This is a genomic window from Bradyrhizobium sp. BTAi1, assembly GCF_000015165.1.
Classification (GTDB): Bacteria; Pseudomonadota; Alphaproteobacteria; order Rhizobiales; family Xanthobacteraceae; genus Bradyrhizobium; species Bradyrhizobium denitrificans.
In genome coordinates, this window is sequence record NC_009485.1 from 6,233,541 (window position 1) to 6,248,311 (window position 14,771).

Below are 14,771 nucleotides of genomic sequence, written 5' to 3' on the forward strand. Positions count from 1 at the left end.
ACGCTGATGACCCATCACCTCTCGCGACGACGCTTCATCCGTATCAGTGCCGCGATGGCCGGACTTGCACTGGCTCCGCGCGCCACCGATGCCGCCCAGGACATGAGCGGTCTGGTCGAATGGCGTGGCACCCTCCTCGGCGCCGTCGCCACCATGAAGCTGCACCACCCGGATCGCGCGGAAGCCGAACGGCTGATCGCGCGATCGGTCGCCGAAGCACGCCGGCTGGAACGGCTGTTCAGCCTCTATCTCCCGGACTCCGCGCTGGTCACGCTGAACCGCACCGGCGTGCTCGTCGAGCCGGCGCCCGAGCTCGTCGACATTCTCACGCTGTCGCAGCGCTATGCTGTCCTAACCGAGGGCCGCTTCGATCCCACGGTTCAGCCGTTGTGGACGCTCTATGCCGATCACTTCGCGCGCCCCGATGCGGATCCCGACGGCCCCAAGCGGGCGGCGATCCGCGAGGCGCTGGCACGGGTCGGCTATCACAGGCTCACCGTGAGCCGGGATCGGATCGTCATGCCGCAAGGCACTGCGATTACCCTGAACGGCGTCGCACAAGGCTATGTCACCGACAGGATCGTTGATCTCCTGCGCAGCCAGGGGGTGCGGCAGAGCCTCGTCGACATGGGCGAGGCGCGGGCCATCGGGACACGGCCGGACGGACACCCCTGGGACGTCGCGATCGAGGATCCGGACGTCGCCGGTCGCACGGCCGAGATGCTGGCCGTCATCGACCGGGCCGTATCGACATCCGGCGCCTATGGCTTCCGTTTCGATCCTCAGGGCCGCTTCAACCATCTGTTCGATCCGCAGAGCGGCGGCTGCGCACATTCCTATCGCAGCGTGGCAACCGTGGCCGCCGATGCCACCGCCGCAGATGCGCTATCCACCGCATTCAGCATCATGCCGGAAACCGACATCCGCGCGGTCATGCCGCGCGCCGGGATCGATCGCGTTCATCTGATCGACGCGAACGGTGTGGCCGTCGATCTCATCGCCTGACCGCCGTCGTGGCGCGCGGCAGCAAGTCCATCCGTGCGCGAGGTCGGCGACCGGCCGTGCAGAATCGAGCAACAGAGCGATACGGATCGAAGCCGCCCAGCCGCGCGGTCTCTGGCGCCTTCTCGCCGGCGCCCTGACATCAAGCTGCGGCTATGATGATACTGTTGGAGCCAATGCCGGCAAGCGCAGCTCACGAGACAGGAGTTGGACCAGCTTGGCGTGGCTCGGAACGCCCAGCTTCGTTCTGATGCTGCGCAACTGATGATCGACGGTGTGAACCGAGCGCCGGAGGTCGCGCGCGATTTCCTTGTAGCCCATTCCCTTCGCGGCGAGACGCGCAACCCGGATCTCCGCTTCCGTCAATTGCCCGGAGATGCTGGTCAAAGCGATCAGCTGCGGGGCGGCGTCGTCCTGCAGCGACTTCGACGCCGCAAGAATCGGCGAAACGACCTCGTGCAGCACCGACCTGAACAGATCGACCAAGGCGATCTCCCATCCACGGCTGGCGCGCGTGAGCCGGTCAACGGACATGAGGCCGAACGGCCGCCCGTCGTCGCCCCTCATGGGCATGATCATCTTCGTCTTGGTGCCGGTGGCCAGGAGTGCGGCACGCGCGGACCGACTCATTCCCGCCGCGCTCGCGACCACCTCCAACACGACAGGAGCGTCGGCGTTCCAAAGCTGCCGCATCCCGGGATCGGAATTATCGAGCGTCGTCCCCTTTGCGCTCCGAGCGTCGCAGCCCAGCAAGGCGCTTTCCCAGCGTCCGCAGACATAGACTGCATCGGACGGACTGCCGATATTGCCGTCGACGCGCTCGCCCTGCACGCGCTCCAGCAACCATTGCGCGGCAATATTGCCCGCCAAGGTCACATCATCGATCGCCAACAACATATGTGCAGCCAGGTCACGCGCTGGCGCGAAAGAGATGGCGCCGCGAGCATCGAGCAAGGACGCCCGCAACGTTTGCTGCTGGCGAAAACAGGCCGCATCTCGATTCACGACCGCGCTCCTTCGTCGGCAATGAAGAGGTACCACCCGACGCTGCCGATGCTGGTCTCTCGCGCGATCGGGCCGGATGACCATGCGACCGCTCAGAACCACTGCAGCGGCATCGCTCCCCGGATGATCTACCGACCAGCGTCAGCTGGTTACCTCGCATGATCGTACAGCCTATTCGCAGCCGGAGGTGATGGCAAGCCCACCGCCGCCCGCGATCATGGGCGCGCGATCTCGCACAACTTCGGATGTCGAACATCCGCCGGCCGGCCAATAGCGAATGTTCGCTATGTACGGTTGCACTTTCCTGGTCACTCTTGACATCAAGACTAACGCGCAACGTCGCGACCTGGTCTAGCAGACCAACAAAGACAAAATGGGCGGAGACGAGAAAATGCCGAAACACGAGGCAGAGTTCGACTATGTCATCGTCGGTGCCGGGAGTGCGGGATGCGTTCTGGCGAACCGTTTGACGGAAGATCCGAACGTCAAGGTTGCGATCCTCGAGGCGGGGGGCCGAAACAAATCCCTCATGCTGAGAATGCCGGCGGCCATAGGCGACATCTTCATGCAGAAGGGACCGGCGAATTGGATGTTCCAGACCGTCCCTCAAGGCACGTTGGACGCGCGGCGTCTGTATCAGCCGCGCGGACGAGGTTGGGGAGGATCCTCCGCCATCAACGGCATGCTCTACGTACGCGGCCACGCGCGCGACTACGACCAATGGCGGCAAACCGGCCTGACCGGCTGGGGTTATGCCGATGTGTTGCCGTATTTCAAGCGAGCCGAGCATAACGAGAATGGCGGCGACACGTGGCGGGGCGACCGCGGCCCTCTCTGGGTCTCGGTTGGCCCGAACGGCAATCCGCTCTACCGCGCGTTCATCAACGCCGGACGGCAGGCCGGCCATCCCGTCACGCGCGATTTCAACGGATATCAGCAGGAGGGGCTCGGGCCGTTCCACCTCACGATCAAAGACGGCGAACGCTGCAGCGCAGCATCGGCCTATCTGGAACCGGCGATCCGGGACCGGCGAAATCTCGCCGTGTTGTCCCATGCCCACGCGATGAAGATCATCATCGAGAACGGCGAAGCCAGAGGCGTGCAATACGCGTCCGGTCGCATGAAGGTCGTGAAGACCGTGCGCGCCCGACGTGAAGTGATCCTCTCGGCCGGGGTCTTCCAGAGTCCGCAACTGCTGATGCTGTCGGGCATCGGTCCTGCCGACGCGCTGCGGCGGCATGGCATTTCGGTCGTCCACGACGCCCCCGAGATAGGACAGAACCTGCAGGACCATTTCGATGTGGTGATGAGCTATCGATGCACCAAGCCCATCACCGCTCATTCGTTCATCACGGGATATCGCAAGATTCTGCTGGGCCTGGAATATCTGCTGTTCCGGACCGGTCAGGGACGCACCAACCACGTTCAGGCCGGCGCGTTTCTCAAGTCCCGCACAGAACTGGATCGGCCTGACATCCAGTTGCACTTCGCCAATGTCATGCTCCTCAATCATCAGCCGCTGAAAACCCATTCTCATGGCTTCGGTCTTCACGTCTGTCAGCTACGCCCTGAGAGCCGCGGCGAGATGCGGCTGGCGTCCCCTGATCCCTTCGCTGCGCCGATCATCGATCCGCGATATCTCTCCTCCGAGACCGATCGGCGCACGATCCGCGACGGTGTGAGGATGGTTCGCGAGATCGTTCAGCAAGACGCCTTGAGAATGTATCGCGGGCCGGAAGTGCATCCGGGCCTTGATGTGCAGACCGACTCCGAGATCGACGCGTGGACGCGCCAGACGGGACAATCCATCTTTCATCCTGTCGGCACCGTCCGCATGGGCGCAGACGCCAACGCGCCGGTCGGGCCGGACTTGGCGCTGCGCGGGGTGAGGCGGCTGCGCGTCGTTGACGCCTCCGTCATGCCGACATTGGTCGGCGGCAACACGAACGCGGCGACGATCATGATCGCTGAAAAGGCTGCCGATATGGTGCGGGGGCGCCCACCATTGTCGCGCGAAGAAGCACCGATTGCCGAGGACGTCGCAATCTCCCACCGCGTGCAGGTCCAGCGCTTCGCGTCGGGCACCGCGGTGGCGTTCAATTAGCGCAATCGCGAACTTGCGCGATGTATCCCCTCCAGATCTCTGACATTCGTAGACCAACAGATTTGAACAAGAGGCCACGACGATGAACATGACCGCGATCCCATCGACCGAAGCGACGAAGGCCCGAATGCAAGCCACGCTCCACCGGCAGAAGGCCGAGCAGACGCGCCTTGGTCCTCCGTCATTATCGCTTCGCCGCGACCGGATCGCGCGCGCGATCTCGATGGTGTTGACGCACAAGAACGAGTTGCTCGATGCCATGAACACCGATTTCGGAGCCCGCTCGCGCGACATGGGGATGCTCTACGATATCGTGGGCTCGGTGCAGCCGCTTCGAGAGGCGCACAAGAATGTCGCGAAGTGGATGCGGCCGCAGCGGCGCAAGGTATCGCCCCCCATCCTGTCGCTGCTCGGTGCGCGCTCCACCGTGAGATACCAGCCCAAGGGCGTGATCGGCATCGTCACCTCGTGGAACTTCCCGCTACAGCTCATGATGGACGCAGCCGCAGCCGCGTTCGCCGCCGGCAACAGGGTGATGCTCAAGCCGTCCGAATTCACGCCGGCGACCGGAGGCCTGGTCGCGCAGCTGTTCGACAGCCATTTCGACGAAGACGAAATTTCGACCTTTCTCGGTGGTCCGGATGTCGCCAGCGCATTCACAAGCCTGCCTTTCGATCATCTGATCTTCACCGGCTCGACCAATGTCGGACGCCATGTGATGCGCGCTGCGGCGGATAATCTCACGCCGGTCACGCTCGAGCTCGGCGGCAAGAGTCCGGTCGTCGTCGGCCGGAGCGCGGACATCGGCAAGACGGCGGCGCGCATCATGATGGGCAAGATGATCAACGCCGGGCAGGTCTGCGTCGCGCCGGATTATGTCCTGGCGCCTGACGACCGGGTAGAGCCATTCATCACGGCCGCAACGACGGCGGTGGCGAAGATGTTTCCGACCCTTAAGGACAACCCGGACTACACGTCCATCATCACGCAGCGGCACTATGAGAGATTGCAGATGCTGATCGATGATGCACGAGCCAAGGGGGCCCGCATCGTCGAGATCAATCCGGCAAAGGAAAACTTCTCGCAACAGCAATTCCGGCGCATGCCGCCGACCCTGATTGTCGACGCGACGGATGACATGGCAGTGATGCAGGAGGAGATTTTCGGCCCCGTCCTGCCGATCAGGCGCTACGGGACGTTTGACGACTCGATCGACATGATCAATGCGAGGCCGCGGCCGCTCTCGCTCTATTATTTCGGCTCGGACAAGGCCGAGAGTGAAAAGCTGCTCGAGCGGACCCACGCGGGAGGCGTGACCATCAACGACATCTTCTGGCATATCGCGATGCCCGATCTGCCGTTCGGGGGAATCGGGCCCTCCGGGATGGGCGCGTATCATGGACATCGCGGCTTCGTCGAATTCTCCCACGAGAAGGCCGTGTATCACCAGACCGGAAGCGAGATCATTGCGATGTTCAGACCGCCCTACGGACCGAAATATCGCAAGATGATCGGCGGCCTGCTCAAGGGATAGCGATCGAGCGCTCACGGCGCCGGATCACGGAAGCCGCCCTGCTTCGCCGCTGCACCGAGATGGAGGAGCAGCGGCGGACCGGTTCGCCGCAAGCTTCTTTCGCGCGCGAGATACTCGCCGGATTGGACGGACGACGGATGCTCAGAACCGAAACCCGGATTCCGGCTGGTCCATTGAAGGCTTGCCTGGGCGCACTATTCCTAGATCGGAAACAATTGGCAGCTGTTCCATATTGACCAACTTAGCCCTCTGTGTCGTGTCAGCATGCAGTTTCGATGCAGAGCATGCCAATGCACGATTACATCCACAACGCAAACATCGATCTGTATCGGCGTCTGATCGCCGAGAGCGAATGTGACCCGAAGCGCGATGACGACCGGCATAAGACCTTGCTGAAATTGCTAGACGAGGAAACAGCCAAGGACAATAAATCTAACCGCGGTGTATCCCCGAGCCGTTCGACTATCGGGTGCTCCTTGGCATCCGCCCCGGGCGAGCTTTCGACGAACTTTGCGATTGGGCGCCACCTTAACTCGGACAGGGGAGGTTAATGATGAGGTGCTTGATCACTCTCAGGGACAGCGTCGCAATGGAACGAGCGATGGGAGCGCTAGCGAAGTACAGATACACGGCGGACGGTGAGTCCGTCGCTCCAGAAGGACATCCAAGAGAATGGAGCCACTGGCTTCTTGAGATCAATTCGGCAGAGTTCAACGCCATCAATGACCACGTCGAAGCCGGCGACATCGTCGAGATGAAACCGTCAACGAGTTCGCAGACCGTTGTGTGATCCACGGACCACTATTGTCCCGCCAATGCGAGTTCGCCTCTGGGTTACGGTTTGCCCAGGAGAGCGATGATCTGCCGCAATCCAAGACTTGTTCCGGTCGGAACCTCTCCTTTCATCTGAGCGCCCCCTTAGCTTCATCGACCAGGCGGAGCTGATCTGCAGCTACTTTGCGGCATTCGTGCCATCCTTGTGCTTATGCAAAAACCGGGCGATTTGACCGCGGAGCTCCGCCGTCTCCAGCAGCTTGCCGACAGATCCCGCCGTGTCGAAGATCTCCCGCTGCAACCCAGTCGGCAGAGCATTCCATTGCATGATGATAGCCGCGCCAAGACACCGCAAGACGTGTTCTTCTTCGCTTGCTAATTCTGCGCCGTGACGTTGATCCGATCGGGCGGCGTGAACTGCATCGCGGTAGCCGTCCGCCAGTCCCTGCTCTTTGTCGGCGAGCGAGACCAGACGATCCTGCGCGTCTTGAAGCTTTCGACCTTCGTCCGGATCGATCGCCTCCTTGGCCCGTTTGCCGTATTCGGCTGCTTCGGCGCGATATTGTCTGGACTTGAACATGTCTTGCCCTTTCATGGGTGCCTCCAGCCATTTCCAACGCCATCGTCAACCAAAGTCGAAGCCGAGCGCCGCTCGCAATATACTCGGGGCTTGGCAAACGGCAGCAATGAGTTGGCAGCCGAACGGGCGTGACTCATAGCACTCCTTACCAGCCGCGACAGCTTGGCGACGACAGCCACACCGCGCGGCAAGCCGCGCGTGACTTCAGTTTTGAGCCAGCTGCGAATTCGATCTGACACTGCCGGAAATTATTTCTTCAATGATATTGACTATCGCCGGCTTCGGCTAGGCAGGAGGGCTCGGACGATCGACGCACGTGGCATTCTGTCCCGGGCGCTGTTCTTCTCGTGAGCGTCACCGGCCCTCATGGGAGGTCCACAAGAGCAATCGGTCGATATCAGAGCCGCTCTCCAAATGCAGCGCCGATCCCTGCCGTCAGTGCCATCACTAAGCTCCCCAGAACACGACGCGGACGGCAGCGCTGACCATTCCGGCTCCCCCAGCTTTGGCGCCGATTGCGCCCAGGACGACCAGAAAGACCAGCGACACAATGGAGACCGCTACGGCCTCCCAGCCGACTGGGGCAGTGAGGGCGATCAGCACTGGAGGAATGCCACCGGCTACGAACGACAGCGCCGCCTGGATCGGACGTGCCGCGGTCATGTCCGACAGCCCAAGTTCATCGCGGCTAAGAGTACCGAGCGCATCATAAGCCATCAACTGCCCAGCTACGGTCGAGGCCAACGCCGGATCCAGCCCCCTCTGGACGTAGATGGCCGCCAACTTCTTCGTCTCTCCTGCGCCATCCGAGGCCAGCTCTCGTCTCTCGCGGCCGACGTCAGCGGTTTCGGCATCCGACTGCGTACTGACCGAGACGTAGTCTCCTGACGCCATCGACATCGCCCCGGCAACGAGCCCTGAGATACCTGCAATCAGGATGCTCTCGCGGCTGCCGTTCGCGCTGGCGACACCGATGATCAGGCCCGATGTGGAGAGAATACCGTCATTTGCCCCCGACACAGCTGCTCTCGACCAGCCGGCGGTTGACTGTTTGACGCTCCAACTGCTGAGTGGAGTAGTCGTAGTCTCTGGCCTCTTGCATTCGACTTCGATCCCTCCCACACCTATTGCCCGCATTACTGCGACGCTGCCGGAAATCGCAGCCCGTTCCCTGCAGGACGCTCGCCGGATTTGGTAGTCTGACGTGAGCAGTTCGGACCAGATCTGCTCCCTGTGCCGGTCTATACTTGCCAAATGACGATGCTCCCGGACACCGAAGCCATCATGCATGGGAATAGATCACTGTTCTGCTCAATGGGGCCGCGCCGTCAGGCAACGCGGAGTTTGAAAATGTCGGCTCCTTCAGATCTTCCTTTTCAGCCTGGCTCCAACGGCCTCAATGGTGACGGCATTCCGATACTGCGATGTGAACTCTGCGGCCTAGGGATGACCCACCTTGGCGACCTGCCCGGCCGCATGGGAAAAGCCTCGATCCGCGTCTTTCGCTGCTATCCATGCAACCGGATCGTTTCGCACAGTTGCTAAGCCCTTTCGTACCGACGTTCGGCGCTACTGCACGCCGCCTGGTCTCCAAATGCGGTGTTGAGGTGATCTGCAATGATACCAGCGGCAGGATCGCCGGCCTCATTCAGATTATTCTTCATCAACTGATCGATCTCTCTACGGAGGCTGAGACGCCCCAGTCCGGCCTGCCCCTGCGACGGGTCCGACGCATCCGCATGCGTCGAACACGTTAGGCTACCATCCGCCGGCGATCGCCAGCCGTGCCAGCGCGGGAAGCGACCGCACGCCCGCCTTCTTCATGATCGACGCGCGGTGGCTCTCGACGGTGCGGCGACTGATTCCGAGGTCCACGGCGATATTCTTGCTCGGGTGCCCTGCCAGCACTCTCTGCATGACTTCCTGCTGCCGTCGCGTAAAGCACGGAATGCGATCGGCGGAGCCATCGCTCCGCCCAGCAGTGCTGTCGGACATGCGCACCAGCCTCATGACCCGCGCAACGCCGTCCAGAAGTTCAGAGCTGTGAATTGGCTTCTCGATGACGTCCACCGCGCCGGCCTTCATCGCTGCGACTGTCGTTGCAACGTCCCCATGCCTGGCCATCATGATGACCGGGATCGAATGCCCGAGGTCCTGGAGCCGGCTCAGCACGGTCGATCCGCTCATTCCGGGGCCATCGGTATCAATCAGCAGGCATGCATCGCAACCAGGCTTGTACGCCTGCAGAAACGACGCTCCATTCTCGTGATCCTCGACCACCCATCCGTCATGGTCGAGCGTATTGCGGATCGACCGGCGTAATTCGCGGTCGTGATTGACCAGATAAACGATCGGCGAGCTGGAGGAGATGTCGTGCCGTGCCGGCAGTTCGCGATAGGACGGCTCGATATCGATCGAGAACACCGACCCCTTTCCAAATTTTGAACGGACCCTTACCGGGTGATGGAGGAGACGTCCAAGCCGCTTCACGATGGAGAGCCCCAGTCCACGCCCGTTCCCCCGATTTCGAGCCGAGCCATCGAGCTGATGATACTCTTCGAAAATATTCCGAAGTTGGTCTTCGGGGATACCGATGCCGGTATCCCAGATCTCGATACTCAACGTCCCCTTGCGGCGCCGGCAGCCGAGCAGCACCCTGCCCCGCTTCGTGAATTTAATCGCGTTCGAAAGCAGATTGCGTATCATCTGCTCCAAGAGCTGTGGATCGCTGCGAACGAACATGCTGCACGGCGACACCTCAAGCGCGATCTGCCGCGCTTCGGCCTGATCGACCAGATCCGATATGATCCGGTGGAGCAAGGCGCAAATCGGGAACACTTCGTATTCCGCTCGAATGCTCCCGGTCTCAATACGATTGAGGTCCAGCAAGCCGTTCAGCATACCCGACATGTTGCCCAGTGCCTGATCGAGGCGCTCCACCAGGTCTTCAGCCTTGTCACCGACGACCTCTTTCGCAAGAAGCTCCTGGAGCAGCACGAGGTTCTGTAGCGGCTGTCGAAGGTCGTGGCATGCGGCGGCCAGAGAGCGAGATTTCGCAACGTTGCTGGCCTCCGCTTGTGCTCGCGCGCATTCGAGCACCTCGGCGGTCCGCTTCTGGTCCGATAGATCGACAAATGCGATGACAGTACCCACCATTTCGCGCCGGCTTGAGAAATACGGAAATATCCGCCGGATATAGCAGACGCCGCCCAGAGATTCGATCTCGCGCTCGACCGGCGTGAGCGACTGCATGACATGACCTGCATCCGTCCCAAGCATCTGGTCCGACGCGAGCCCTATCCGATCCCATAGGGGCATGCCTATGTCGGTCTCGACCAAATTGAAGCACCGGCTCATTTCCGGCGTGAAGAAGCGGATGGTCAGGTCGGAATCGAGCAGAACGATCGGAATCCGGATGCCGGACAGCACGTCCTGCAGATCACGCGCGGTCAGCGCTCGACGTGCATCGACATCATCGAGAGAGGCGGCCAAGGCAGACACAAGGGGAACAGCGCCGAGCTCCGATCGACCTTCTTTACCTGCTCGCATCCCGACGCCTCACTTTTCCATCCATCTGACGCTTACCAGGGGTGGCATGTTCGCGACGCCCAGCTCCTAACAAGGTTAGCTCATGACTCGTGCGCGAGACTGAGCAGAGTTGCTCACATGCGCTCCCGGCTTGAAAGGCGATGTTACTCATCGACGCAATCTGAACTGGTCCGCGGGGTCTCCGGACCCAGAGTGGCCCGCTCGGTCCAGAAGGTCGCCATCCTTACGCTATGCGCCTGGACGTCCGGATCAGGGGGCTCTCGGGAGAGCTGCGCGAAATCCGCCGCCAATCGAAGACAATCGCGGCTGTATTCGAGGTCGCTGGCGGGGTTCGACACGACGTATCCTCTCGACTGGATACATCTGTCACACAGCGCGCAGGGTTGCTGTTGGTGGTCCAGGCCACGGAGCGGAACAAAAAGCCGCCACACCCAAAGGGGCCAGACATGCCCTCCGACGCCGCCCCCCCAAGATCAGCCCATTCGGCCGCCGACCCGCGACGGATCGCCCCAGTGCGGGCAACGCACAACGTCCTGTTTTGCTCAGACTCCTAATTGGAGTTACCTCAGGTTGGGTTCGGATGCACAAGAAGCGCGACACGACTGAATTCGGCGAGCAGCGACTGCTGCTTGAGCCGATAGCGCAGTTACTCCGGCACGGAAGATGAGACGCCGGCTTCGCTGGTCTCGTTGGAATCGCGGTCGAGCGTCACAACGCAGATGCGCGGCTACAGGAAGCTCTGGATTATCAGGCCATGCTGACGCGCGAAATGAGCGACCGCGTCAAGAACAGCCTCACCTCGGTCGTCGCGATGCTCCACATTCAATCGCGCAGCACGCATTCAGATGACGTCAGGTGCGCGCTCGAAGAGCGCCGGATCACGTGTCGCGGCCATCGCCCAGGTCCATGACCGTCTTTCTCGCGGCACACATGTCAGCTTCATCGACCTTGCCGTTTTCATGACCGACCTCTGCGGCCGATTGCATGGCACAGCAGGAACGAATGCCCTGTGCTGCCATGCCGACGCGATACAGCTGTCGGCCGATCATGCGCTTCCCCTCGGCCTTCTGATCAACGAACTCGTCACCAATGCGGTCAAACATGCCTATCCCGGCGGTCACGGCGCTATCGACGTGTCGGCGCGTGAAATGACTGGATGCCTGCACGTCGAAGTGTCCGATCACGGCATCGGCCTTCCAAAAGGCTTCGACATCGATCAGGCGCGCCCGAGCCTGGGATTCCGGGTCATCAGGGGGCTGGTGCGCCAGCTCCGCGGCCGTCTGACCATCATATCCAATACACCGACCGGCACGCGCTTTCTCCTCGAACTGCCACTCATCTCCGGCGAGGGATCGCAGACGCCGAACAAATCCGTGCTCACAACTCACTCCGGCGCGCCGGCCGCGACATAGCGAACCAGCTTCTTGTTGACGAACTCCTGGATTCCCATGGAGCCCAGTTCGCGTCCATAGCCGGAGTTCTTGATGCCGCCGAACGAAAGTTCGACATCGGACCAGCTGAGGTTGTTGATGAACACCATGCCGGTCTCCAAGCGGCTCGCGACGCGCTTTCCGCGCGAGATCCTTGGTGAAGACTGCGCCACCCAGGCCAAAATCGGGATCGTTCGCGAGCGCGACCGCGGCGTCTCGAACGTCCTGTGGAGCTTGCGGGTAGCGGGATTGACGCTCTGATAGGTCATCGCTCGAGCCTCATTGTACGGCGGGCCCATCGCCCCGGAGCTCGCTCGACGAGCGCATCCATCATGAGCATTTGGGGTCCGCCTTTCCGTCATCTGTCGCCGCAGTCACGGCCAGCACCTCATGACGACACAGGTAGAGACGATCGATCGCGTTGAGTAGCCTCGGAAACGACTCAGAGGCGGCCAAGGGACCGCCCTATCCTTCCGAGCGTTCAGGCGGCCGCTGCGCGCCAACGAACGTCTATGTCTGCCGTACGGCGGATTTGCAGGGTTGACCCATCATCTGAGTGGTCGTCCCCCGGCCGTCTCCGGCTGGGTGGTCATGGCGCTCGATGCGCGACTGCCGGCGTTCGTTCCTGTATTGCGAACTGCCTCCGCCAGGATCTCCCGTAGCTCAGCCTTCGTTTTGGGAGGATCGCGCGTGATGGATGGTTGCCAGTTTGCCATAGACCCTTATGTGGGGGCTTCTGAGCGCGATTGAAGCCCCGCCAGACACGATTGCAACGCCCCACGCGCCGCTACCGATGTTTTACGAAATCAATTCCGTTTCAATCGATCCGAATGAATTCCTGGAACCAATGCGGCTCTGGACGCTTGACCAGAACGACCGGATGCGAATCCCCCATAGCATCCGATGAATGGCGGCCCCAACTACCCCGGTTGGGGCCGTTTCATTCGCTAGCGCTTTCCATGATCCGCTGCCTGGATCAGCGCCTTTGCAGATTCGTCGGGCGCCACTCGCCCTAAACGCACCATTAATGACTGACGAGCAGTGCCTCACGCGCGACAATCGTTACCGATAGACCTGCCGTTCTTTAATGGTGATCCCGGCGATGATCCGGCTCCGCCTCTTTGGCGAAGGCATGATCAAGGGCCCTCTTCAACTTATGAACTGCGCCACGAACAGCCTGCTCCATGAAGCTGTCCTGGTGCGCAACGACGATGAGTTCGCTGCCGTCGCGATGGACCTCGATCGTGCAACTTTTGTCGTCGTGACTGGCTTTGTGACCGACCTGGTCGCTAAGATGCACATCGATCCGCCTCACTCGATCCTCGTAACGCCGGAGTACCACATGGACAGACGATTTCACGTCGTTTGACAGTTGCTCACCGCCATTGATGTTTCCGTCGGTCCTGACATCGATCAGCATCTGTCTCTCCTTGCTTGAATAGAAAGGCGGGCGTCGTATGGCGCAATCGAGGTTACGATCAGCTCCAGGCACGTTCGTGCTCAGAACTTCAAATTCGACGAACTGGAGTCGAACATTTGCGAGCTGCCTTGCAGACGGCGTCCACGGACAGTGAGCCGTCCAGCCCCCGGAGATAGATCTCGATCGGCATCTTTGCGCGGCGTATCGCGCGGAGGCGCTCTTAACTGACCTCGAATGTCAGACGTAAGGTCAAACTGCCAGAGGCCGAGGTGCCCGACTGGTCAATATTGCTCAGTTTTGCCCGACAATAATGCTCACGATGTGCGCGACTTCCGCTTTTTGAGCCTGAACCGGAGATGGATGATGGATTATCCAATCACGTTTCGGTGCCCCCAAACGGGGACAGACGTGGACGCCTTCGTCGAACAGCCGACGGGTCTGTCGCGCTTCGAGACCGTCAGCTGCCCGGCCTGCATGAAATTCCATTTCATTGACGGAACGAGTGGCGCGGTCATTCCTCCGACCTTGTTGGGCCCGGCGAGTTGGACGTCCTGACCGGGACCAAGACGAGAGCGAACGCGGGCTGATCCCAGCGGGCGGATTTGAACTCGGGGCGAACATCTCGCTCATGACCGACCGGCAGGCCGGCGCGACGACTCCTCCGGGATTGCGTGCGGTCAACGGCCCGATTCTGGCGCGATTATCAACGATAAGCGTGAACGATACACGGTTTCCGCTGACCGGAGTTCGATTTTTTTGGGCGCGGATTTCGCAAGGGATTTCAGGTTAGACAGGTCTCCGAGACGAGACGCTCATCTGTTGAAACTTGAGAGCCAATTTATTGCGCTAATAGCCGAGCTGGATGGCCAAGTCGGCGAGCCCGCTCCCACCGATCATTTCGTAACGATGACAGAGGAGGCGCTGCTCGCGCGTCTCGATCCGATAGAGCGAGCGATTATGGGGAGCCCCGCACAGACTATTACCGGCTTGAGCGTGAAAGCGCGTGACTTGCCCCGCGTTCTTTCCGAATACTCAAAAGGTCCGATCGATCAGACAGGCTGGGAAGGACGAGCAGTTCGCGTGCTCGTTGAGGCAATCTGTGAGGTGGCAAGAGTACCGTTGCGCATTTGAGATCGTCGACAGAAGGATTGCGCCCCAATTGTCGTTACAGCACCGGTCCAATACTGAATCGAGCAAGCGTGAGCCGATCATTGAGCTCGCGAGCTCGTTGGTCGCCGTCCCCCAGAGAACCGAGCAAAGCCAACTGACGATGGTGCAGGACTGACTGGTGGGCTACTGTCGGAGCGGGTGAAGGAGCTGGCTGCTGAAGTAGCACCCGCCTCTATTCTCCGAGACTCTTCATTTTCCAAGGC

13 protein-coding genes and 1 pseudogene are annotated in these 14,771 nt (G+C 61.0%); 8 read left to right on the forward strand and 6 right to left on the reverse strand.

Annotated features, from left to right (window positions below; translation table 11 throughout):
- Positions 1-6: 6 nt before the first annotated feature.
- Positions 7-1,005, forward strand: a complete 999-nt coding sequence (locus tag BBTA_RS28110) for an FAD:protein FMN transferase (protein ID WP_012045901.1) — start codon at positions 7-9, stop codon at positions 1,003-1,005.
- Positions 1,006-1,155: 150 nt separating this feature from the next.
- Here BBTA_RS28110 and BBTA_RS28115 read toward each other — a convergent pair whose 3' ends face one another.
- Positions 1,156-2,007, reverse strand: coding sequence for a helix-turn-helix transcriptional regulator (locus BBTA_RS28115; RefSeq protein WP_168167921.1), 852 nt, complete (start codon positions 2,005-2,007; stop codon positions 1,156-1,158).
- A gap of 391 nt (positions 2,008-2,398) precedes the next feature.
- On the opposite strand from BBTA_RS28115, the gene BBTA_RS28125 reads away from it, so the two are divergent.
- The 3 genes from BBTA_RS28125 to BBTA_RS28140 all read left to right on the forward strand — a co-directional run bounded on the left by BBTA_RS28125 (position 2,399) and on the right by BBTA_RS28140 (position 6,435).
- Positions 2,399-4,111 carry a choline dehydrogenase gene (locus BBTA_RS28125; RefSeq protein ID WP_012045903.1) on the forward strand — a complete coding sequence of 571 codons (1,713 nt, stop codon included), beginning with the start codon at positions 2,399-2,401 and terminating at the stop codon, positions 4,109-4,111.
- An 82-nt stretch (positions 4,112-4,193) separates the two neighbouring features.
- On the forward strand, positions 4,194-5,645 hold the full coding sequence (locus BBTA_RS28130) for a coniferyl aldehyde dehydrogenase (protein ID WP_012045904.1): 1,452 nt from the start codon (positions 4,194-4,196) through the stop codon (positions 5,643-5,645).
- A 589-nt stretch (positions 5,646-6,234) separates the two neighbouring features.
- Positions 6,235-6,435, forward strand: coding sequence for a hypothetical protein (locus BBTA_RS28140; protein WP_244424158.1), 201 nt, complete (start codon positions 6,235-6,237; stop codon positions 6,433-6,435).
- A gap of 162 nt (positions 6,436-6,597) precedes the next feature.
- Here the strand turns inward: BBTA_RS28140 and BBTA_RS28145 are convergent, their stop codons facing one another.
- From BBTA_RS28145 to BBTA_RS28155, 3 genes and pseudogenes are all read right to left on the reverse strand, one after another.
- Positions 6,598-7,014 carry a hypothetical protein gene (locus BBTA_RS28145; RefSeq protein WP_012045906.1) on the reverse strand — a complete coding sequence of 139 codons (417 nt, stop codon included), beginning with the start codon at positions 7,012-7,014 and terminating at the stop codon, positions 6,598-6,600.
- Between the two features lie 382 nt (positions 7,015-7,396).
- A pseudogene (locus BBTA_RS28150) lies at positions 7,397-8,136 on the reverse strand (VIT family protein).
- Between the two features lie 621 nt (positions 8,137-8,757).
- The gene (locus BBTA_RS28155; protein ID WP_012045908.1) at positions 8,758-10,548 is read right to left on the reverse strand and encodes an ATP-binding protein; all 1,791 of its coding nucleotides are present in this window, start codon (positions 10,546-10,548) and stop codon (positions 8,758-8,760) included.
- Between the two features lie 811 nt (positions 10,549-11,359).
- Here BBTA_RS28155 and BBTA_RS41885 point away from each other — a divergent pair.
- Complete coding sequence (locus tag BBTA_RS41885; protein ID WP_316155617.1) at positions 11,360-11,458, forward strand: hypothetical protein; 99 nt, start codon at positions 11,360-11,362, stop codon at positions 11,456-11,458.
- Between the two features lie 49 nt (positions 11,459-11,507).
- Positions 11,508-11,960, forward strand: a complete 453-nt coding sequence (locus BBTA_RS41890; protein WP_311992254.1) for a sensor histidine kinase — start codon at positions 11,508-11,510, stop codon at positions 11,958-11,960.
- On the opposite strand, the gene BBTA_RS41445 is transcribed toward BBTA_RS41890, so the two are convergent.
- Positions 11,933-12,088: an aldehyde dehydrogenase family protein gene (locus BBTA_RS41445; RefSeq protein WP_244424160.1), complete on the reverse strand. Its 156-nt coding sequence runs from the start codon at positions 12,086-12,088 to the stop codon at positions 11,933-11,935. The two genes, BBTA_RS41890 and BBTA_RS41445, sit on opposite strands and share 28 nt — an antisense overlap.
- Here BBTA_RS41445 and BBTA_RS41450 point away from each other — a divergent pair.
- Positions 12,087-12,239, forward strand: a complete 153-nt coding sequence (locus tag BBTA_RS41450; RefSeq protein ID WP_244424162.1) for a hypothetical protein — start codon at positions 12,087-12,089, stop codon at positions 12,237-12,239. The genes BBTA_RS41445 and BBTA_RS41450 overlap by 2 nt on opposite strands.
- 823 nt (positions 12,240-13,062) lie before the next feature.
- Here BBTA_RS41450 and BBTA_RS39175 read toward each other — a convergent pair.
- Entirely contained in the window at positions 13,063-13,398 is a 336-nt protein-coding gene (locus BBTA_RS39175) for an HPF/RaiA family ribosome-associated protein (protein WP_012045909.1), read from the reverse strand.
- An 819-nt stretch (positions 13,399-14,217) separates the two neighbouring features.
- Between BBTA_RS39175 and BBTA_RS39185 the strand changes: the two genes are divergently transcribed.
- Positions 14,218-14,529 (forward strand): hypothetical protein, encoded by a 312-nt coding sequence (locus BBTA_RS39185; protein WP_244424164.1) that lies wholly within the window; start codon positions 14,218-14,220, stop codon positions 14,527-14,529.
- The last annotated feature ends 242 nt before the right edge of the window (positions 14,530-14,771 follow it).

What these genes read in the sequence shown, in the direction of transcription:
- BBTA_RS41890 (WP_311992254.1), top strand. Translation starts at nt 11,508, where the DNA reads ATGACCGACCTCTGCGGCCGATTGCATGGCACAGCAGGAACGAATGCC.
- BBTA_RS28155 (WP_012045908.1), bottom strand. Translation starts at nt 10,548, where the DNA reads ATGCGAGCAGGTAAAGAAGGTCGATCGGAGCTCGGCGCTGTTCCCCTT.
- BBTA_RS28125 (WP_012045903.1), top strand. Translation starts at nt 2,399, where the DNA reads ATGCCGAAACACGAGGCAGAGTTCGACTATGTCATCGTCGGTGCCGGG.
- BBTA_RS28140 (WP_244424158.1), top strand. Translation starts at nt 6,235, where the DNA reads ATGGAACGAGCGATGGGAGCGCTAGCGAAGTACAGATACACGGCGGAC.
- BBTA_RS28130 (WP_012045904.1), top strand. Translation starts at nt 4,194, where the DNA reads ATGAACATGACCGCGATCCCATCGACCGAAGCGACGAAGGCCCGAATG.
- BBTA_RS39175 (WP_012045909.1), bottom strand. Translation starts at nt 13,398, where the DNA reads ATGCTGATCGATGTCAGGACCGACGGAAACATCAATGGCGGTGAGCAA.
- BBTA_RS41445 (WP_244424160.1), bottom strand. Translation starts at nt 12,088, where the DNA reads ATGGTGTTCATCAACAACCTCAGCTGGTCCGATGTCGAACTTTCGTTC.
- BBTA_RS41450 (WP_244424162.1), top strand. Translation starts at nt 12,087, where the DNA reads ATGCCGGTCTCCAAGCGGCTCGCGACGCGCTTTCCGCGCGAGATCCTT.
- BBTA_RS28145 (WP_012045906.1), bottom strand. Translation starts at nt 7,014, where the DNA reads ATGAAAGGGCAAGACATGTTCAAGTCCAGACAATATCGCGCCGAAGCA.
- BBTA_RS41885 (WP_316155617.1), top strand. Translation starts at nt 11,360, where the DNA reads ATGCTCCACATTCAATCGCGCAGCACGCATTCAGATGACGTCAGGTGC.
- BBTA_RS28110 (WP_012045901.1), top strand. Translation starts at nt 7, where the DNA reads ATGACCCATCACCTCTCGCGACGACGCTTCATCCGTATCAGTGCCGCG.